Consider the following 18,306-nt stretch of genomic DNA (forward strand, 5'->3'; position numbering starts at 1 on the left):
CCGCTCCACGGTCCCCTCTACCTGTTCCTCCCTCGAAACCGCGTAGCCGTAGCGCCGCGGCCGCCGGCTACGTCCAGAAGCGCTTCGCGAACCGCGAGAGGAACCCCTCGGACTCGCGCTCGACGTCGCCCCAGAGCGCGAACGCGTCCGCGACGTCCGCCTTCTCGCTGGCGACCGCCGCCTCGTCGTCGGGCGCGACGACGGCGAGGTTCACCTCGTAGTGGCCGTAGTAGCCGTACTTCAACAGCGTGCGGTCGCGGAAGCCGTCCACGAACGACGCCACCGCGTCGGGGAGTTCGTCGGCGACGAGGACGAACGTGAACTTCGTCTCGTAGTGCTCCTCGTCGGCCTCGATCCAGTCGTCGGCGAGGTCGTGGCCGAGTTCGACCAGCGATTCGAGGTCCGCGACCGTCGGCCGGCCGGTTCGGCGCGCGAAGACGTGCTCTTCGGTCTCGTGGTCGGCGTAGCTCAACGCGGGGTGGAAGAACTGCTTCTGGTTGAGCACGCGGAACTCCCCGTACAGGTCGAAGGCCTCGCCGCGGACGCCGTAGTCGCGTTCGAGGTCGTAGCTGTACATCAGCCGGTCGCTGACGCGGTCGAAGTACTCGTCGTCCCACGTCGGCACCGCCTCCCGGATTTCGGCGGGGAGGTCGGCGGGCTCCCGGCCGTCGGCTTCAGTCATCTTCGCCGGGGTCGTACGCGACCGCGTCGTCGGGCGCCGGCGGCGCGCCGACCGCCAGCAGTTCGACGCTCTCGTCGGCATCCTCGGGGTTGTGCGCGCGCTGGGGGCTCTCCGGGTCCACGGTGAAGAGGTGGCCCTCCGGCACCTCGTACGTCTGCTCGGGCGTCTCCACGAACAGCGTCCCCGAGAGCACGAAGAAGGCCTCCTCCTGCTGTTCGTGGTAGTGGTACGCCAGCGGCACCTGCTCGCCCGGCTCCGCGCGGAACAGGTTCATCGCCATCTCGTCGAGGTCGCCGGCCTCGGTCAGCGAGCGGTACTCGCACGGCCGCCCGTCCGGCACTTCGACGTCGTCGGGGTCGACGATTCGGTAGCCCATGCCTGTAGATACCACACGCGGGTTAAAAGCCCGTCGCGTCGCCGCGGTCACCCCTCCAGCGGGCGCTCGTCGCCGGTGACGCTGTCCACGAGGACGTCGCCGTCCTCGCGGTCCGCAATCCAGAACAGCTTGTGCGCGGCGACCGATTCCGCGAGGTCGATGTCGGGCGCGCCGCCCAGCGACCGCGACCGCAGCGTCCACTCGAAGACCGCGTCGCGGGCCATCTCGCGGGCCTGCTCTCGGGAGACCTCCGCGGGGAGCACGAGCACGTCCTCGACGGTCCGCTGTTCCGTCTCGGGGTGTTCGTCGGCGCGCAGCGCGAGCCGCCGCGACCGGTCGAGGCTGACGACGTACTCGGTCTCGCGGTCGTCGAGGAACCGCCGCGGAATCGTCGCGGTCGCCCGGTAGACGAGGTACGGGTACGCGACCGCGCCCACGCGGCCCGCCGACTCGACGGACTCGCGCTCGATTGCGGGCTCGACCACGTCGAGGGTCGCGCGCTCGCGGACGCGGTCGTCGCCGGTCATCTCACTGTTCGTCCCAGTAGTCGCTGTCCGCGACGTGCCCGCGGACGTTGTCCAGCTCCGTGACCGCCTTCGGCTCGGGCGTCCCGCCGTCGGTCGCGTAGTCGTCCTCGACGACCGCGGACAGCGGCTGGCGCATCACGTCGAAGTCCTCCGCGAGGGCCTCGCGGTCCGGCGGCGTCGTCGCCAGCGACACCACCACGAGCACGAGCGCGGACAGCACGAACGCCGGGAGCAGCCCGTACACCGTGAGCAGTCCCGACAGCGCGGGGTGGAGGCCCTCGATGGTGGCTTCGCCGAGGATGGTCGTCCACTGCGTCCACAGAATCATCGTCGTCGTGCCCGTCACCATGCTCGCGACCGCGCCCGCCACGGTGACGCGCTTCCACCACAGCGCCGCGATGAGCAGGGGGCCGAGGCTCGCGCCGAGGCCACCCCACGCGTAGTCGAGGACGAGCGTGTAGATTGGCGTCTCGCGGGCGACGTACGCGAACCCGATGGACGCGAACCCGATTGCGAGGGTGACGTACCGCGAGTACCGCACGAGCTGCTCCTCCGTGGCCTGCTCGTTGAGGAAGCCGTGGTAGACGTCCTCGACGACGGCGCTGGTCGCGACCAAAAGCTGGGAGTCCGCGCTGGACATCATCGCCGCGAGCGCGGCCGCGAGCACGACGCCGGCGAGCGCGCCCGGCAGCAGCTCCAGCGTCACCATCGGCATCGCGTTGTCCGTGTTCGCGAGGTCGCCGAACTGCACGAGCGCGTAGAGGCCGACGAGCGCGGCGCCGACGTACGCGACGAACATGAACAGCTGGGCGACGACCGCCGCCGTGCGGACGTTCTCCACGCGGTCGATGCCCATGAACCGCACCATGATGTGGGGGTTGCCGGGGACGCCGAGCCCGATGGCGGCGTACGAGATGATGCCGAACAGCGCGGCCCAGCCGGTCGCGCCGCCGGTGACGCTCGTGAGCGAGGCGCCGTTGTCCATCGCCGCGAGCTCGCCGAACGGCAGTCCCCACGTCGTGTACGCGATAATCGGGAGGACGGCGAACGCCGCGAGGATGATGGCGCCCTGGAAGTAGTCCGACCACGCCACCGCGAAGTAGCCGCCGAGCATCGTGTAGCCGACGACGATGACGCCGCCGGCGACGATGCCGACCCACATCTCGATGCCCGTGAGCACGCGCAGCAGCGTGCCCGCGGCGACGATTTGCGCGCCGACGTAGCCGCCCTCGAAGACGATGAGCACGAGCGAGGAGACGGCCTTCACGAGCCCGGTGTCGTCGCGGAGCCGCGTCGCGAAGAACGTCGGCAGCGTCACCGCGCGCACGATTTCCGAGTACTTGCGGAGGCGCTTGGCGATGCCCGCCCACGCCAGCAGGTCCGCGGGAATCATCCCGAGGCCGTTGTAGAACGCCATGACCCCCGAGGAGTAGGCGTCCGCGGGCACGCCCAGCGTCAGCCAGCCGCTCATCTCGGAGGCGCGCTCGCTGAACCCCGTGACGACGGGGCCGATTTCGCGGCCGCCGACCACGTAGTCGCCGACCGTGTCCATGAACTTGCTCGCCCACACGCCGATGCCCACGAGCACGACGAGGTAGGCGGCGAACGTCCCGAGCACCCACGTGCCCGCGCCGCCCGCGATGGCTTCAGCCACGGTTCACCTCCCGGTCGTGTTCCTCGCGCAGCCGCCGCTCGCGGCGCCCCTCCCAGACGTAGTAGACCGCCAGCGCGAGGAGGTAGACGACGAACGGGACGACCAGCGCGAGCCAGTCGAGCGTCGATACCGCCATGGTACGTTTCGGGCACGGCCCGCGGGCAACATGAACGTTCGGGGCTCGCGGCGGCAGAACTATGTTCGTCCGCGTGCGAGTCGTACGCATGGCAGAGAAGCAATCGACGGAGGCCTGCGGCCGCTGTTCGATGACGACCGTGGTGGACGCGGTCGATGCGAACAGCGACGACGGGCTCCGGGACCCGTTCGGCGACGACCGCATCGAGGTCGAGGAGTCCGCCGTGCGGCGCGTCTCCCCGGTCGCGTGGCTGCAGACGGCGACCGCGCGCCTGAACGCCGCCGTCCAGCGGCTCGCGTACGGCCAGTGACCGACACCCAGATGGGGCGTTACGTTCATTTCCCCGTCCGCCCTATCCACCCGTAGGGAATGCGCCGGGATTACTTCGAACTGGACGTCGAGCACGTCGACTGGGTCGACGAGGACGGTGACCCCGAGAAGCCGAACGTCACCATCGAGTTCACGGGCGCGGCCGCGGAGCTCGAAGACCGACTCACGGACCGGGACGGCGACCGCCTCGACGCCGAGGAGACCGACGCCACGTTCCGACTGACCGACGACGTCGACGACCCGGACGCCGGCGGCGTCGTCGCCGTCACGAACCGCATCACCGGGGAGTTCGTCCTCGAACTGAACCAGGACGCCGACGACGTCCTGCAGTTCGTGCGGGCGGCGCGCCGGTACGGCGAGGCGACCGGCGACGACGGCCAGTACCGCGTGGAGATTCGCGTCGACGGCGAGCAACTGGTCGTCTACGAGAAGTCGACGTTCCTCGTCTACAGCGAGGACGGCGACCTCCTCCGCAGCCACAGCCTCATCCCGAGCGGCATCGAACTCTGATTCTGCGCTCGCCCGGGAACAGCGGCACCTAAGTGAACGCGGGCGCTCCCCCCGCGTATGGACCTCTTCGGTACGGCAGGGATTCGAGGGAGCGCGGTCGCCGACGTGACCCCGGAGCTGGCGGTCGCGGTCGGCGCCGCGGCCGGCGCGGACGCCCGCGGCGACGACGAGGCGTTCGTGGTCGCGCGAGACGGCCGCGAGACGGGGCCGGCGCTCGCGGCGGCGATGAGCGCGGGCCTCCAGGCCGGCGGGATGCGCGTGCTGGACGCGGGCGTGTTGCCGACGCCGGCGCTGGCGTACGCCTCGCAGGGCCGCCGCGGCGTCCAATTGACCGCGAGCCACAACCCCCCGGAGGACAACGGCATCAAGCTGTTCGTGGACGGCTCCGAGTACGACCGCGAGCGCGAGCTCGCCATCGAGGACCGCGTGGACAGCGACCCCGAGTACGCGACGTGGGCGGACTGGGGCGAGACCGAATCCATCGAGGTGCTCCCGGACTACCGGGAGGCGGTCGCCGAGTACGCCCGCGGGCACGGCGCGCCCCTCGACGGCCTCACCGTCGCCGTGGACTGCGGGAACGGCGTCGCGGGGCTGGCGACGCCGCAGGTGCTGCGGGAACTCGGCGCGCACGTCGTCACGCTGAACGCGAACGTGGACGGCCACTTCCCCGGTCGCCCGAGCAAGCCGACGCCGGAGACCATCGGCGACCTGATGGAGTTCGTGGCGGACGGCGACGCCGCGTTCGGCATCGCGCACGACGGCGACGCCGACCGCATCGTCGTCGTGGACGGCGACGGCGAGGTCGTCCACGAGGACACGGTGCTGGCGATTCTCGCGGAGCACTACACCCGGGACAGCGACGCCGCCGACCCGGTGGTCGTGACGACGCCGAACGCCTCCGCGCGCATCGACGAGCGCGTGAGCGAGGCGGGCGGGCGGGTCGAACGGGTTCGCCTCGGCGCGCTCCACGAGGGCATCGCGGCGGCCCGCGAGGACGGCGGCGACGTCGTGTTCGCCGCGGAGCCGTGGAAGCACGTCCACGCCGCGTTCGGCGGCTGGATCGACGGCGTGGCGTCGGCGGCGGTGCTCTCGCGGCTGGTCGCGGACGCCGGCGGCCTCGCGGCGCTGCGCGAGCCCGTGACCGAGCGCCCGTACCGGAAGGTCAGTGTCGAGTGCCCAGACGCCGCCAAGGAGGCGGTGATGGCGCGACTCGCCGAGGACTTACCCGCCGAGTTCCCGGACGCCGACGTGGACACCGAGTACGGCGTCCGGCTGGAGTTCCCCGACGCGTCGTGGACGCTCGTGCGACCCAGCGGCACCGAGCCCTACGTCCGCGTGTACGCCGAGGCCGACGTCGTCGACGACCTCGTGGAGTCGGTCGCGGGCGTCGTCGAAGACGCCGTCGCTGAGGCCTGACAACGCGCCCACGTTTTGCCGCTATCCCCCACAAACGACGGCTTTATCACCGTACGAATGTCTCCTTTGACGCAAGTATGTCCAACTTCGACAGGCGGGAGTTCATCAAGGCGACGGCGGGCGCTGGCGCAATCGGTCTCGCGGGACTGGCGGGCTGTACGGGCGGTCCCTCCGGCGGCGACGAGACGGAGACGACCACCGAAGGGTCCAGCGGCACGACCGAGGACTCCGAGGGGACGACCACGGGGTCGGACACGACGCACGTCGGGATGGTGTACGCGACCGGCGGCCTCGGCGACGGGTCGTTCAACGATCAGGCGCAGTCCGGCATCCAGCAGGCCCGGGAGGACTTCGACCTCGAGTTCAGCGAGTCCCAGCCGGGCGCTGTCTCCGAGTTCGGGAACTACCAGCAGCAGTACGCGGGCTCCTCGAATCCCGACTACGACCTCGTCTCCTGCATCGGCTACCTCCACGCCGACTCGCTGTCGGAGACCGCCGCGAACTACCCCGAGCAGGACTTCCAGATCGTCGACGAAACCGTCGACGCGGACAACGTCGGCAGCTACGTGTTCCGCGAGCACGAGGGCTCGTACCTCGTCGGCGTGCTCGCCGCCCACCTCACGTCGATGAGCTTCAGCGCTGGCGCCGGCTCCACGAAGCCCGACTCCACGAACGTCGGCTTCGTCGGCGGCCGCGAGAGCGCGCTCATCCAGAAGTTCGAGGCCGGGTTCACCGCGGGCGTCAAGGCGACCAACGACGACATCGACGTGCAGACGTCGTACATCGGCAGCTTCAACGACACGACGGCCGGGCAGGAAGCCGCGCTCTCGATGTACAACTCCGGCAGCGACATCGTCTTCCACGCCGCCGGCAACACCGGCACCGGCGTCTTCCAGGCCGCACAGGACAAGGGCCGCTTCGCAATCGGCGTCGACCGCGACCAGTCCGTCACGAAGAGCAGCTACGCGGACGTCATCCTCGCGAGCATGGTCAAGCGCGTGGACACCGCCGTCTACAACGCCGCGGAAGCGAAGGTCAACGGCAACTTCGAGACCGGCACGACGACGACGCTCGGCCTGCAGGACGACGGCGTCGCCTGCGTCTACGGCGACCAGCTCGAATCCGAGATTCCCGAGGACGTCAGGACCGCCGTCAGCGACGCCCGCCAGTCGATTATCGACGGCGACACCTCCGTCCCGCAGAACCCCTCCGACGCCTGACCGCGGCGCCACCCCCAAATATATTCTGCACGAATGACACAAACGGATACGGCTGTCCGACTCGAAGACATCACGAAACGCTTCCCGGGCGTCGTCGCGAACGACAACGTCGACCTGCACGTCGAGCGCGGGTCAGTCCACGCCCTGCTCGGCGAGAACGGTGCGGGGAAGACGACCCTGATGAACGTCCTCTACGGGCTCTACCAGCCGAACTCCGGGCGCGTCGTCGTCGACGGCGAGCCCCGGGAGTTCGACTCCCCGCGGGACGCCATCGACGCCGGCATCGGGATGATTCACCAGCACTTCATGCTCGTGGACACCATGACGGTCGCCGAGAACATCGCGCTCGGCAACGAGCCCCGCAAGTGGGGCGGGCTCGCCGTCGACCGCGAGGCCGCGCGCCGCGAAGTCGTCGAACTCAGCGAGCGCTACGGGTTCGACGTCGACCCCGACCAGACCATCGCCGACGTCAGCGTCGGCGTCCAGCAGCGCGTCGAGATTCTGAAGGCGCTGTACCGCGGGGCGGACGTGCTCATCCTCGACGAGCCGACCGCCGTGCTCACGCCACAGGAGGTCGAGGACCTCTTCGGCGTCCTCGACGAGCTCACCGACCAGGGGAAGACGGTCATCTTCATCACGCACAAGCTCGGCGAAGCGATGCACGCCACCGACGACGTCACCGTCCTCCGGGACGGCGAGAACGTCGGCACCGTCGACGCCGACGAGACCACCCGCGAGGAACTCGCGGAGCTGATGGTCGGCCGCGAGGTCGTCCTCGACGTCGAATCGACGCCCCCGGACGTCGGTGAGACCGTCCTCGACGTGGACTCGCTTTCCGTGCTCGACGACCGCGACGTACCCGCCGTCACGGACGTCTCCTTCGCCGTCCGCGAGGGCGAAGTGTTCGGCGTCGCGGGCGTGGACGGCAACGGGCAGGCGGAACTCGTGGAAGCGATTACGGGCCTGCGCGAACCGGAGGCCGGCACCGTCGAGTTCGACGGCCGGGACTTCACCGACGCGCCCCGCCGCGAGCGCATCGACGGCGGGATGGCGTACATCCCCGAGGACCGCCAGGAGCGCGGGCTCGTGATGGACTTCGACCTCGTGGAGAACGGCATCCTCGGCAGCCAGCACGGCGAGCCGTTCGCGGGGAGCGGCACCATCGACTGGGACGCCTCCCGCGAGCACGCCGAGGCCATCGTCGAGGAGTACGACGTGCGGCCGCCGAACGCGGACAACGACGCCGTCTCGCTGTCCGGCGGCAACCAGCAGAAGTTCATCGTCGGCCGCGAGTTCGAGCGCGACCCGCGGCTCGTCGTCGCCACGCACCCGACGCGCGGCGTCGACATCGGCTCCCAGGAGTTCATCCACGACCGCCTGCTCGAACTCCGCGACGAGGGCCGCGGCGTCCTGCTGGTCTCCTCGAAACTCGACGAGGTGCAGGGGCTCTCGGACCGCCTCGCAGTGATGCACGACGGCGACGTGATGGCGGTCGTCGACCCCGACGACGTCACCGAGGAGGAACTCGGACTGCTGATGGCCGGCGAGCACCCCGAGGGGTACGAGCCGCGTAGCGAGCGCGACGCCAAGGGGGTGGCGCAGTGAGCGCCGCCGACCGCGCCCGCGCCCTGCTCGGGCGCCTCGTCCGCGCGTCGGCGTTCGAGCGCTTCCTCATCAGCATCTCCGCGCTCCTGCTGTCGGTGTTCATCGGCGCGCTCATCATCCTCGGCGCCGGCCGGATGACCGACTGCTCCAGCGCCGCCTACACCATCGCCGTCCCCGGGAAGTTCGTCACGCAGTTCGTCGGCGGCAGCTCGATGTTCGCGATGGGGTTCTGTTACGACCCGTTCGCGGTGTACGACCTGCTGTTCCTCGGCGCGCTCGGGGACGTCCTCTCGAATCCGCTGAACGGCCAGTTCGCCACGACGCTCGCCGAGACCACGATTCTGATGTTCACGGGCGTCGCGGTCGCGGTGGCGCTCCGCGCGGACATCTTCAACATCGGCGTGCAGGGCCAGCTCGTCGTCGGCGCGCTCACCACGGGCGTCGTGCTCGCGTACGTCGCGCCGCCGCTGGCCGACCTCGGCGTGCTCGCGACCGTCGTCTTGCTCCCGCTGGGCCTCCTGCTCGGCGGCGTCGCGGGCGGCGCGTACGCCGCGGTGCCGGGCGCGCTGAAGGCGTACGCGGACGCCAACGAGGTCATCACCACCATCATGCTGAACTTCGTCGCGACCTCCGTCGCGCTGTTCCTCGTCTCCCGCGAGAAGTACTTCAAGGACCCCGAGAGCTTCGCGAACCAGACCGTCCCGCTGCCCGACGTCGCGATGTTCCCCGACTTCCTGTTCCGGCCGCGGGACGACGTCTCCCTGCTCGCGCTCGCGTTCGCCATCGCGGTGCTCGTCGGCATCTGGTACCTCCTCCAGCACACGTCGTTCGGCTACGACCTCCGGACGAGCGGCCTCCAGCCGGACGCCGCCGAGTACGGCGGCGTCGACGCCGACCGCACCATCGTCTCCAGCATCACGCTGTCGGGCGCGCTCGCCGGCATCGGCGGCGCCGTCTACGTGCTGATGATGCTGGGGAACTTCCAGACCGGCGTCCCGGACTACGGCTTCGACGGCATCACCGTCTCCATCCTCGCCGGCAACAACCCGCTCGGCGTCGGGTTCGCCGCGCTGCTGTTCGGCGTGCTCAAGAGCGGCTCCGTCGTCGTGCAGGTCGGCTCTGACGTGCCGCCGACGCTGGTCGGCGTGCTCCGCGGGCTCATCATCCTGTTCGTCGCGATGCCGGAGTTCTTCCGGATGATCGGACGGAAGTTCGGCTCGTTCGACCAGCCCGGCGAGCCAGTGGCCGCCGACGGCGCCACCGGAGGTGGGAGCGATGAGTGACGGCTCCCGGGTCGCCGGCACCGCTCGAAGCGCGGTCGTCGGCGCCTACGACCGGCTGTTCGTCGGCCGGAGCCGCCTCCAGCAGGCGGTCGTCGGCGTCGTCCTGCTCGCTGCGCTCGGCCTCACCGCCGCCGGCGTGTTCGCGCCGCAGTCCGACGCCGGCCGGCTGTTCGCCGTGCTCACCGCCGACTCCACGCTCGCCGCGACGCTGCGGCTCTCGGTGCCCATCGCGTTCGCCGCGCTCGGCGGCATCTTCGCCGAGAAGTCCGGCGTCATCAACATCGGCCTCGAAGGCCTGCTCATCATTGCCGCGTTCGTCGGCATCTGGGCGACCGACGTGACCGGCAACGTCTGGTACGGCCTGCTCGGCGGCGTCCTCGCGAGCACGCTGCTGGCGCTGCTGTTCGCCATCGTCTGCATCGAGTTCCGCGCCGACCAGATTATCGCCGGCCTCGCGGTCTGGCTCATCGCGCTCGGCCTCGCGCCGTTCCTCTCGTCGGTCATCTACGGGTCGAAGAACACCGTCAGCGTCGATACGTTCCCGACGCTGACGGGCATGGGCATCCCGTTCGTCTCCGACTTCGTCACGTGGGAACTCGGATTCGTCGTTGAGCTCCCCGACGTCGGCGTCGTCGACCTCCCGGTCGTCGGCGCGGTCGACCTCGTGCCGAACGTCATCGACCTCCAGTCGTCGCTCGTCGGGCTGCCGTTCTTCGGCGCGCTGTTCGACGCCAGCCCGCCCGTCTACCTGATGCTGCTGGCGGTCGCGCTGTCGTGGTACACGCTCCACCGCACCGCGTTCGGCCGCTGGGTCGAAGCCAGCGGCGAGAACCCGAAGGCGCTGGACACGGCGGGCGTGAACGTCCACCGCGTCCGGTACGGCGCCGTGCTGCTGTCGGGCGTGCTCGCGGGCGTCGGCGGCGCCGCGCTCGCGCTCGGCGTCGGCCAGTTCACGGGCAACGGCCCGACGATGGTCAACGGGAAGGGGTTCATCGCCATCGTCGCGTACCTCTTCGGGAACTACCACCCCGTCGGGGCGCTCGGCTCCACGATGCTGTTCGCCGGCCTCGACGCCACGCAGCTCACGCTGCAGGCGCGGGACGTCTTCCAGGTGCCCACGGAGCTGGTGCGCACCATCCCGTACATCACCGTCATCGTCGTGCTCGCGGTGTTCGGCCGCACGCGCATCCCGTCCGCGGGCGGCGAGCACTACGAGTCCGGCGAGGACGAGTAAGCCGAACGCGCGGTCTTTTTGTCGCGGCTGCTCGAAGGACGCGTATGGACGACGACGAACTTCTCGCCGCCGCTCGCGACGCCCTACAGGAAGCCTACGTGCCGTACTCGGAGTACCCGGTCGGCGCCGCAATCGAGACCGCCGACGGCGAGGTGTACGTCGGGACGAACGTCGAGAACGCGAACTTCTCGAACAGCCTCCACGCCGAGGAGGTCGCAATCGGCTCCGCGGTCCGCGACGGCCACCGCGAGTTCGCGAAGGTCGTCGTCACCTCCGAAGCCCGGGACGCCGTCACTCCGTGCGGGATGTGCCGGCAGACGCTCGCGGAGTTCTGCGACGACGACGTCCCCGTGCTCTGTGACACCGGCGACGGCTACAAGCGCTACACCATCGGCGAACTCATCCCGGACACCATCACGCCCGAGATGCTCGGGCACTGAAAAGCGAGCGCAACGCGCGCCGGTTCAACAGGACGAACCCCGCCGCGATGACGACGAACCCCGCGGCGGTCACGGGGCCGATTGCCCGCCCGAGCAACACCCAACTGGAGACCGCGGTGACGACCGGGACGGCGTAGGAGACGAGGTTCGCGCGCACCGGCCCGACCGCGCCGACGAGTTCGAAGTACGCCGGGTAGGCCAGCGCCGTCGAGGCCACGCCCACGTACGCGATAGCACCGAGCAGCGACGGCGACGCCGGCAGCGACTGCGGCTCGCCCAGCAGGAGGCTGGCGGCGTGGACGAGGACGGCGCCGAACGCCAGCCCCCACGCGGTCTCCGCCAGCGAGTCGAGGTCGCTGTCCAATCGGCTGACGACCACGCTCCCGAGCGCGAGGCTCGTCGCGCCCGCCAGCAACAGCAGTTTCCCGGTCGTCCCGGCCGCGAGGTCGCCCGGGGACGGCCGCACGACGACGGCGACGCCGGTGAGCCCGACCACGAGGCCGACGACTTCGACGCGGTCGAGGCGCTCGGACGGCGCGAGCGCGGCCGCCAGCCCCGCGGCGATGACGGGGTTCGTGGAGAACAACACGGATGCGACCCCGCCCGTGGCGTGCTGCTGGCCGGCGAACAGGAACGCGTTCGTCAGCGCCGCGACCGTCGCGCCGCTGACCGCGGCGGCCGCGACCTCCCGGCGAGTCCGGGGGACGAAGCGGTCGCAGACGACGTACGCCGCCGGGAGCGCGACGACGGCGGCCGTCTCCAGCCGGTACGCAGCGAACAGCAACGCTGGCAACTCCCGCAGGCCGACGTCGATGGCGACGTACGACCCGCCCCACGCGAGTGCGACCACGCCGAACAGCGCCGCGACTCGACTCCGGTTCACGGCGGACGAAGGCGTTCGTCGGCGAAGTGCCTTCGCCTCCCGGAACACGAAGACACTTTGCACGTCGCCGGCCAACTCGGTGCCATGCCCGGCGACAGCGAGGACCCGAACGACGAGGTCCAGTATCACGTCGAACTCTCCACTGGGGACGTCGCGGACGCCGTGTTGCTCCCCGGCAACCCCGAGCGCCTCGACAAAATCACGCCGCTGTGGGACGACCACGAGGAGGTCGCCCACCACCGCGAGTACCGCACCGCTACCGGCAGCTACGACGGCACGCCCATCTCCGTGACCTCCACGGGCATCGGGTCGCCCTCGGCCGCCATCGCGGTCGAGGAGCTCGCGCGCATCGGCGTGGACACGTTCATCCGGGTGGGTTCCTGCGGCGCGCTCCAAGCCGAGATGGAGCCCGGCGACCTCGTCATCACCCGGGGCGCCGTCCGGCAGGAGGGCACCAGCGACGAGTACGTCCGCGAGGACTACCCCGCGGTCGCGGACAACGAGGTCGTCTCCGCGCTCGTCGCCGCCGCCGAGCGCCTCGGCCACGACTACCACGTCGGCCTCACGATGAGCTCGGACTCCTTCTACGCGGGGCAGGGCCGGCCCGGCTTCGATGGCTTCGAGGCCGTCGGCAGCGACGACCTCATTCAGGAGCTCAAGGACGCCAACGTCGCGAACGTCGAGATGGAGGCGTCGGCCATCCTCACGCTCGCGAACGTCTACGGCCTGCGCGCGGGGGCCGTCTGCTCGGTGTTCGCGAACCGCGAGACCGGCGAGTTCCTCACCGAGGGCGAGTCCAACGCCGCCGAGACCGCGAGCCTCGCGGTCCACCTCCTCGCGAAGATGGACGAGAAGAAAGCCGAGGAGGGCGTCGACCAGTGGCACGCCGGCATGAGTCTGGAATAACTCTGCGAGCGCGCAGCTACGGCGCGTACTCGGGGAGCGCGCGGTCGAGTACGTCCTCGACGAACGCACTCTTCTCGGCTGTGTACGCTTCTCGATTCTCCGGATACTCTGCGGCCAACTCGCGCTTCAGCGCGGCGTACGCGGTTGCCACGGCCGAGTGGTCGCGGAGGTAGTCGCGGAACGCGACCTGTTCGCGGTGGCAGTCGCTGTCTGATTCGACCAGCGAGAGGTAGTGCGTCCGGCAGTCCGGCGGCCCGCGCGCGAGGAAGACGCGGTCGGGCACGTCGTCGTTCGGCCGGCGGTCGTAGCCGTTCGCTCCCAATTCGGCGGCCACTGCGTCCGTCTGCCCGTCACCGACGACGACCAGCACGTCGATGATTGGCTTCGCGGGAATCCCCGGGACGGCGGTGCTGCCGACGTGCTCGATTGCCTCGACGCGGTCGCCGACGAGGTTGCGAAGTCGCTGTGCTTCCTCGCGGTAGGTCTCGCGCCACGACGAGTCGTGGGCTTCGAGTGCGACCTCGTTCCGGGAGAGTCCGACCATCCGACTGTCACTCGCCGCCTCTCGCGTCCCCCGAGAGGAAGATGCTCTCCTCGCCGGCGTGGAAGCGGTCGAGCGCGCGCATCGTCCCGATGTACGACCCGATGGCGACGACCGTGACGGCGGCGAGGAGGACGAACCCGTAGTAGACCAGTTGGGCAGCCATGTCTGGACTGAGGCCGGCGTCCGCCTTCAACGTTCGGCGAGACTTCCAGAAGGCCCCGTTGGTAGTCGTCGTTCGGAAAAACAGCGGAGTTATCGCGGTTACAGCGCGTCCCAGGCCTTCATCGCGCGCGACCACGACGTGATCTTCGCGATCCAGCGCGCGGCCGCGGCCTTCTTCAGCATCTTCGCGGGCGTGCCGTTGAACGTGCGGACGGGCGCGCCGAACCCGTTCATCTGGACGTCGTGGGCGATGGCGGTCTCGCCGATGGACACCAGCGTCCCCTGGTCGTCGTACGTCCACGTGCGCAGCGGGCGGCCGTCGATGGCCCGCGAGATGTTCTCGGCGGCGACGTCGGCGGCCTGCCACGCGGCCTGCGCGGTCGGCGGCGCGACCTCGTCGTCGGGCTGGTCGACCAGCGAGCAGTCCCCGACCGCGAACACGCGGTCGTCCTCCGTCTGGAGGTTCGAGCCCGCCTGCAGGCGGTTGTGTTCGGCGTCGAGGTCGACGTCGGCGAGTTCGCCGGGGCCGGTGACGCCGCCGGTCCACAGGAACACGTCGTAGTCGAGGTCGTCGCGCTCGTCGAACTCGATGTGGTCCTCGGCGGCCGCCGTAATCGGGTCGTCGGTGAGAATCTCGATGTCGCGCTCCTCGAGGCGGTGGCGGAGCGCGCCCTGAATCTCGCTGTCGCCCGGCGGGAAGATCTCGGGGAGCGCCTCCACGAGCGTCACGTCGATTGGCGCGTTGTGGCGGTCGCGGAACTCCGCGAGCTCGCCCGCGCTCTGGATGCCCGAGAGGCCCGCGCCCCCGACGACGACCTGCGCGGGGTCGTCGCGGGTGGCTTCCTTCGCGGCGGCCCTGACGTCCTCGTGGATCGCGAGGGCGTCGTCGAGGCCCTTCAGCGTGTGGGGGTGTTCGCCCATCCCCTCGATGCCGTAGGTCGCCGTCTCCGACCCGATGCCGACGAGGAGGTAGTCGTAGGAGAGGTCGTCGCCGTCCGCGAGTTCGACGGTGCGGTCGTCGACGTGGACGTCGACGACTTCGTCGTGGACGAACCGCGTCCCGCGGGACTTGACGTCCTCGACGGGAATCGTGATCTTGTCCTCGACGCCCGGGTCGCGGATGACGCGGTGGGCCTCGTGGAGGACGAGGTGGTAGTCGGTGTCGGAAACCCAGACGAGTTCCGCGTCGGGACCGAGTTCGTCTTCGAGCTTCGACACGGCGCCGGCGCCAGCGTACCCGGCACCCAGAACGACGACCTTGGTTGTCATACGGAACTCTGCGTGACCCGGTGATACAAAGGCTTTGAAACGCCGCGCGTCAGTGCTCGGGTTCCTCGGCGGGGGCTTCCATCGAGTCGATCTTCAGGATGAGGATGTTCGCGGTGTCGTCTTTGCCGTCCAGCGTCCCCTCGATGACGAGCTTCGACAGTGGCGTCGGTCCGACGGTGACGCTGTCGCCCTCGTGGAACTCCCGGATGGAGCCGCGGAGGTGAATCTCCGCGCGGCACAGCTCGGGGTGGTGGACGCTCGTCAGCCCGACCTCCTCGACGTTCGCGTCCTCGACGACCTCGCCCTCGTGGCGGACGGGGACCTCGGCGGTCGTGTCCAGCTTCTGGATTTCCAGCGCCTCGTAGGCGTTGACGGTCGGCTTGTACCCACCCTTCGGACCGGGGACGCCCTCGACGAGCTGGAGCGCTTTCAGGCTCTGCATCTGGTTCCGAATCGTGCCCGGGTTGCGGTCGACCTCCTCGGCGATGTCCTCGCCCTTGACGGCCTGCTCGCGCTCCGTGTAGAGGTCTACGAGCGCTCGCAGTATCGTCTTCTGACTGGAGGTCAGTTCAATCGATGACATACGACTGGTTTGGCCGGTGTTTTCCATAAATCCCCCGATGGGGAGCCCGACGGGGACCGGCGAAACGGTAGGTTTTACGGCCCGACCGTCAATCCACGTCCATGGACGGAAACCGCGTTCTCGTCACCGGTGGCGCGGGGTTCATCGGGTCGAACCTCGCGAACCACCTCGCCGCGGACAACGACGTCGTCGCGCTGGACAACGGCTACCTCGGCACGCCCGAGAACCTCTCCGAGGACGTCGAGTACGTCGAAGCGGACGTGCTCGACGACGACCTGCCCACGGACGTCGACGTCGTCTACCACCTCGCCGCGCTGTCCAGCCGTCAGATGCTCGAAGAGAACCCCCGCGAGGGCGCTCGCGTCAACATCGAGGGGTTCGTCAACGTCGTCGAGCAGGCCCACGCCGACGGCTGCGACACCATCGTCTACGCATCGACGTCCTCGGCGTACGGCAGCCGCACCGAGCCCAGCCCCGAGGACATGGACTTGGAGGCCGCGACGGGCTACGACGCGTCGATGCTCGGCCGCGAGCGCTACGCGGAGTACTACAACAATTTCTACGACGACCTCTCGTGTGCGGGGATGCGGTTCTTCTCGGTGTACCAGGGTTACGGCGGCAACGAGGCCCACAAGGGCGAGTACGCCAACACCGTCTCGCAGTTCACCGAGAAGATTGCGAACGGCGAGTCGCCCGTGCTGTGGGGCGACGGCTCCCAGACGCGGGACTTCACGCACGTCGACGACATCGTGCGCGGACTTGTGACGACCGCCAAGCACGAACTCACGGGCGTCTACAACCTCGGCACCGGCGAGGCGTACTCGTTCAACGAGATGGTCGAGCTCATCAACGACGCGCTCGGCACGGACGTCGAACCGGAGTACGAGCCGATTCCGCTGGAGAACTACGTCCACGACACGTGCGCGGACATCTCCAAGATAACGGAGGCGACCGGCTGGGAGCCCCAGATTTCCTTCGAGGAGGGCGTCGAGCGCGTCGTCGCCCCGTACCGCGACTGAACTACCGGCTGACGAGGGTTCGCTCGACGAGCTTCGTCGCGACCAGCGAGGACGCCACGAGCGTCCCGCCGAGGAAGAGCCCGACTGCCAGCGCCGACGCCGCGAACGGCACGACGTTCCGCGGGAAGTACGCGTACACCCACGCCGCAACGAGGGCGTAGCACGCCAGCGGCGCGAGCGACGCCACCGCTTCCGCGGGCCGGAGTCGCTTCAAGTCGCCGTACGTGCGGTCGTGCCACGGATTCCCGGTCAGCGGCAGCCACGCCAGCCAGCCCACCAGCCGGAACGCGAGGTATCGGAGTTGGCGTCGCTTGGCGGGCACGCCCGCTACGTCGAGCGATTCTGACATAAACGCCTCGCCGGCGCAGAACGGGACCCACTAAAGGCCGATGCGCGTACCACCTGTATGGCCAAGACCGTCCACGTCATCGGCGCACCGATGGACTACGGCTCGGACCGACGCGGCGTCGATATGGGGCCGTCGGCGATTCGCTACGCCGACCTCGCCGCACAGCTGGACGCCGCGGGCGTCGACGCCGTCGACACCGGCGACCTGCTCGTGCCGCGCGCGGAGGAGCGCGACCCCGACGGCGCCAACGCGAAGTTCCTCGACGAAATCGAGGACGTCTCCCTCCGGCTCGCCGCCGAGGTCGCGGACACGCTCGCCGAGGGCGCGTTCCCGCTCGTGCTCGGCGGCGACCACGCGGTCGCCATCGGGTCGCTGGCGGGGAGCGCGCGGGACGCCGAAATCGGCGCGCTCTGGCTGGACGCCCACGGCGACTTCAACACGCCCGCGACCTCCCCGAGCGGGAACGTCCACGGGATGCCGCTGGCGGCGGCGCTGGGCCGCGGCGAGTTCGCGGACACCGAGTGGGCGAACGCCACCGGCCTCCGCGAGGAGAACGTCGCGCTCGTCGGCCTGCGGAACCTCGACCCCTCCGAGCGCGAAGCCATCCGGGAGAGCGAGATGACCGCGTTCACGATGAGCGACATCGACGAGCGCGGCGTCACCAGCGTCGTCGACGAGGCCCTGGACATCGTGACTGCGGGCACCGACGGCGTCCACGTCTCGCTGGACGTCGACTGGCTCGACCCCGACGAAGCCCCGGGCGTCGGGACGCCCGTGCGCGGCGGCGCGACCTACCGGGAGGCGCACGCGGCGCTGGAAGCGATTGCGCAGCGGGACGCGGAAGAAGAGTTCCTCCGCTCGCTGGAAGTCGTGGAAGTGAACCCGATTCTGGACGAGTCGAACCGGACCGCGGACATCGCCGCGGAGCTGGCCGCGAGCGCGCTCGGCAAGCGAATTCTCTGACTCAGAGCGCGGTGGTCGCGACGGCGTACACGAGCCCCGCGCCCGCCGCCGCGAGCGCGGCGTGCCCGAGCGCGCCGAACACGACCGCGGCGCCGGCGAGTATTCGGTCGAGTGGTTTCAGTTCCTGTCCGAAGACCTCCCGTTCGCGTTCGGCGACAGCCATCGTCGTTCACCTACTTGGGGATACGACGGGCAGGGGGACAATCCCCCGGGGT

General features: G+C 69.8%; 23 protein-coding genes. 11 read left to right on the plus strand and 12 right to left on the minus strand.

Annotation, left to right across the window (positions count from 1 at the left end):
* Window positions 1–67: 67 nt before the first annotated feature.
* The 5 genes from ABSL23_RS09970 to ABSL23_RS09990 all read right to left on the minus strand — a co-directional run bounded on the left by ABSL23_RS09970 (window position 68) and on the right by ABSL23_RS09990 (window position 3,375).
* On the minus strand, window positions 68–682 hold the full coding sequence (locus ABSL23_RS09970; protein ID WP_353633621.1) for a hypothetical protein: 615 nt from the start codon (window positions 680–682) through the stop codon (window positions 68–70).
* Window positions 675–1,058, minus strand: a complete 384-nt coding sequence (locus tag ABSL23_RS09975) for a cupin domain-containing protein (RefSeq protein WP_353633622.1) — start codon at window positions 1,056–1,058, stop codon at window positions 675–677. The genes ABSL23_RS09970 and ABSL23_RS09975 overlap by 8 nt, the downstream gene beginning before the upstream one ends.
* 47 nt (window positions 1,059–1,105) lie before the next feature.
* Window positions 1,106–1,585, minus strand: coding sequence for a hypothetical protein (locus ABSL23_RS09980; protein WP_059056455.1), 480 nt, complete (start codon window positions 1,583–1,585; stop codon window positions 1,106–1,108).
* Window position 1,586: 1 nt separating this feature from the next.
* Entirely contained in the window at window positions 1,587–3,137 is a 1,551-nt protein-coding gene (locus ABSL23_RS09985) for a sodium/proline symporter (protein WP_353635375.1), read from the minus strand.
* Window positions 3,138–3,231: 94 nt separating this feature from the next.
* Window positions 3,232–3,375, minus strand: coding sequence for a hypothetical protein (locus ABSL23_RS09990; protein ID WP_169793388.1), 144 nt, complete (start codon window positions 3,373–3,375; stop codon window positions 3,232–3,234).
* An 88-nt stretch (window positions 3,376–3,463) separates the two neighbouring features.
* Here ABSL23_RS09990 and ABSL23_RS09995 point away from each other — a divergent pair, with 88 nt between their 5' ends.
* From ABSL23_RS09995 to cdd, 8 genes are all read left to right on the plus strand, one after another.
* Window positions 3,464–3,685 carry a hypothetical protein gene (locus ABSL23_RS09995; protein ID WP_353633623.1) on the plus strand — a complete coding sequence of 74 codons (222 nt, stop codon included), beginning with the start codon at window positions 3,464–3,466 and terminating at the stop codon, window positions 3,683–3,685.
* A 59-nt stretch (window positions 3,686–3,744) separates the two neighbouring features.
* Window positions 3,745–4,215, plus strand: coding sequence for a DUF5793 family protein (locus ABSL23_RS10000; protein WP_059056458.1), 471 nt, complete (start codon window positions 3,745–3,747; stop codon window positions 4,213–4,215).
* 57 nt (window positions 4,216–4,272) lie between these two features.
* Entirely contained in the window at window positions 4,273–5,631 is a 1,359-nt protein-coding gene (locus ABSL23_RS10005) for a phosphomannomutase (protein WP_353633624.1), read from the plus strand.
* A gap of 77 nt (window positions 5,632–5,708) precedes the next feature.
* A complete protein-coding gene (locus ABSL23_RS10010; protein ID WP_353633625.1) occupies window positions 5,709–6,851 on the plus strand; it encodes a BMP family protein in 1,143 nt (380 codons plus the stop codon).
* Between the two features lie 33 nt (window positions 6,852–6,884).
* Complete coding sequence (locus ABSL23_RS10015) at window positions 6,885–8,456, plus strand: ABC transporter ATP-binding protein (protein ID WP_353633626.1); 1,572 nt, start codon at window positions 6,885–6,887, stop codon at window positions 8,454–8,456.
* Complete coding sequence (locus ABSL23_RS10020) at window positions 8,453–9,739, plus strand: ABC transporter permease (protein WP_353633627.1); 1,287 nt, start codon at window positions 8,453–8,455, stop codon at window positions 9,737–9,739. The genes ABSL23_RS10015 and ABSL23_RS10020 overlap by 4 nt, the downstream gene beginning before the upstream one ends.
* Window positions 9,732–10,973: an ABC transporter permease gene (locus ABSL23_RS10025; RefSeq protein ID WP_353633628.1), complete on the plus strand. Its 1,242-nt coding sequence runs from the start codon at window positions 9,732–9,734 to the stop codon at window positions 10,971–10,973. The genes ABSL23_RS10020 and ABSL23_RS10025 overlap by 8 nt, the downstream gene beginning before the upstream one ends.
* Before the next feature lie 44 nt (window positions 10,974–11,017).
* Window positions 11,018–11,413: a cytidine deaminase gene (gene cdd, locus ABSL23_RS10030; protein WP_353633629.1), complete on the plus strand. Its 396-nt coding sequence runs from the start codon at window positions 11,018–11,020 to the stop codon at window positions 11,411–11,413.
* Here the strand turns inward: cdd and ABSL23_RS10035 are convergent.
* On the minus strand, window positions 11,388–12,296 hold the full coding sequence (locus ABSL23_RS10035; RefSeq protein ID WP_353633630.1) for an EamA family transporter: 909 nt from the start codon (window positions 12,294–12,296) through the stop codon (window positions 11,388–11,390). The two genes, cdd and ABSL23_RS10035, sit on opposite strands and share 26 nt — an antisense overlap.
* A gap of 84 nt (window positions 12,297–12,380) precedes the next feature.
* Between ABSL23_RS10035 and ABSL23_RS10040 the strand changes: the two genes are divergently transcribed.
* Complete coding sequence (locus tag ABSL23_RS10040; RefSeq protein WP_353633631.1) at window positions 12,381–13,202, plus strand: nucleoside phosphorylase; 822 nt, start codon at window positions 12,381–12,383, stop codon at window positions 13,200–13,202.
* A gap of 16 nt (window positions 13,203–13,218) precedes the next feature.
* Here ABSL23_RS10040 and ABSL23_RS10045 read toward each other — a convergent pair whose 3' ends face one another.
* The 4 genes from ABSL23_RS10045 to ABSL23_RS10060 all read right to left on the minus strand — a co-directional run bounded on the left by ABSL23_RS10045 (window position 13,219) and on the right by ABSL23_RS10060 (window position 15,760).
* Window positions 13,219–13,746 (minus strand): GrpB family protein, encoded by a 528-nt coding sequence (locus tag ABSL23_RS10045; protein WP_353633632.1) that lies wholly within the window; start codon window positions 13,744–13,746, stop codon window positions 13,219–13,221.
* Between the two features lie 7 nt (window positions 13,747–13,753).
* Window positions 13,754–13,909: a hypothetical protein gene (locus ABSL23_RS10050; RefSeq protein WP_157533978.1), complete on the minus strand. Its 156-nt coding sequence runs from the start codon at window positions 13,907–13,909 to the stop codon at window positions 13,754–13,756.
* Window positions 13,910–14,007: 98 nt separating this feature from the next.
* Complete coding sequence (locus ABSL23_RS10055; protein ID WP_353633633.1) at window positions 14,008–15,177, minus strand: FAD-dependent oxidoreductase; 1,170 nt, start codon at window positions 15,175–15,177, stop codon at window positions 14,008–14,010.
* Window positions 15,178–15,226: 49 nt separating this feature from the next.
* Entirely contained in the window at window positions 15,227–15,760 is a 534-nt protein-coding gene (locus ABSL23_RS10060) for an Rrf2 family transcriptional regulator (protein WP_059056469.1), read from the minus strand.
* A gap of 101 nt (window positions 15,761–15,861) precedes the next feature.
* Here ABSL23_RS10060 and ABSL23_RS10065 point away from each other — a divergent pair, with 101 nt between their 5' ends.
* The gene (locus tag ABSL23_RS10065; protein ID WP_353633634.1) at window positions 15,862–16,779 is read left to right on the plus strand and encodes an NAD-dependent epimerase/dehydratase family protein; all 918 of its coding nucleotides are present in this window, start codon (window positions 15,862–15,864) and stop codon (window positions 16,777–16,779) included.
* Between the two features lies 1 nt (window position 16,780).
* Here the strand turns inward: ABSL23_RS10065 and ABSL23_RS10070 are convergent, their stop codons facing one another.
* Complete coding sequence (locus tag ABSL23_RS10070; RefSeq protein ID WP_353633635.1) at window positions 16,781–17,128, minus strand: hypothetical protein; 348 nt, start codon at window positions 17,126–17,128, stop codon at window positions 16,781–16,783.
* Window positions 17,129–17,185: 57 nt separating this feature from the next.
* Between ABSL23_RS10070 and rocF the strand changes: the two genes are divergently transcribed.
* Entirely contained in the window at window positions 17,186–18,091 is a 906-nt protein-coding gene (gene rocF, locus ABSL23_RS10075) for an arginase (protein WP_059056472.1), read from the plus strand.
* A gap of 1 nt (window position 18,092) precedes the next feature.
* Here rocF and ABSL23_RS10080 read toward each other — a convergent pair whose 3' ends face one another.
* Window positions 18,093–18,254 carry a hypothetical protein gene (locus tag ABSL23_RS10080; RefSeq protein WP_169793389.1) on the minus strand — a complete coding sequence of 54 codons (162 nt, stop codon included), beginning with the start codon at window positions 18,252–18,254 and terminating at the stop codon, window positions 18,093–18,095.
* Window positions 18,255–18,306: the final 52 nt, after the last annotated feature.

This window comes from Halobacterium sp. NMX12-1, assembly GCF_040435975.1.
Taxonomy (GTDB): Archaea; Halobacteriota; Halobacteria; order Halobacteriales; family Halobacteriaceae; genus Halobacterium; species Halobacterium hubeiense.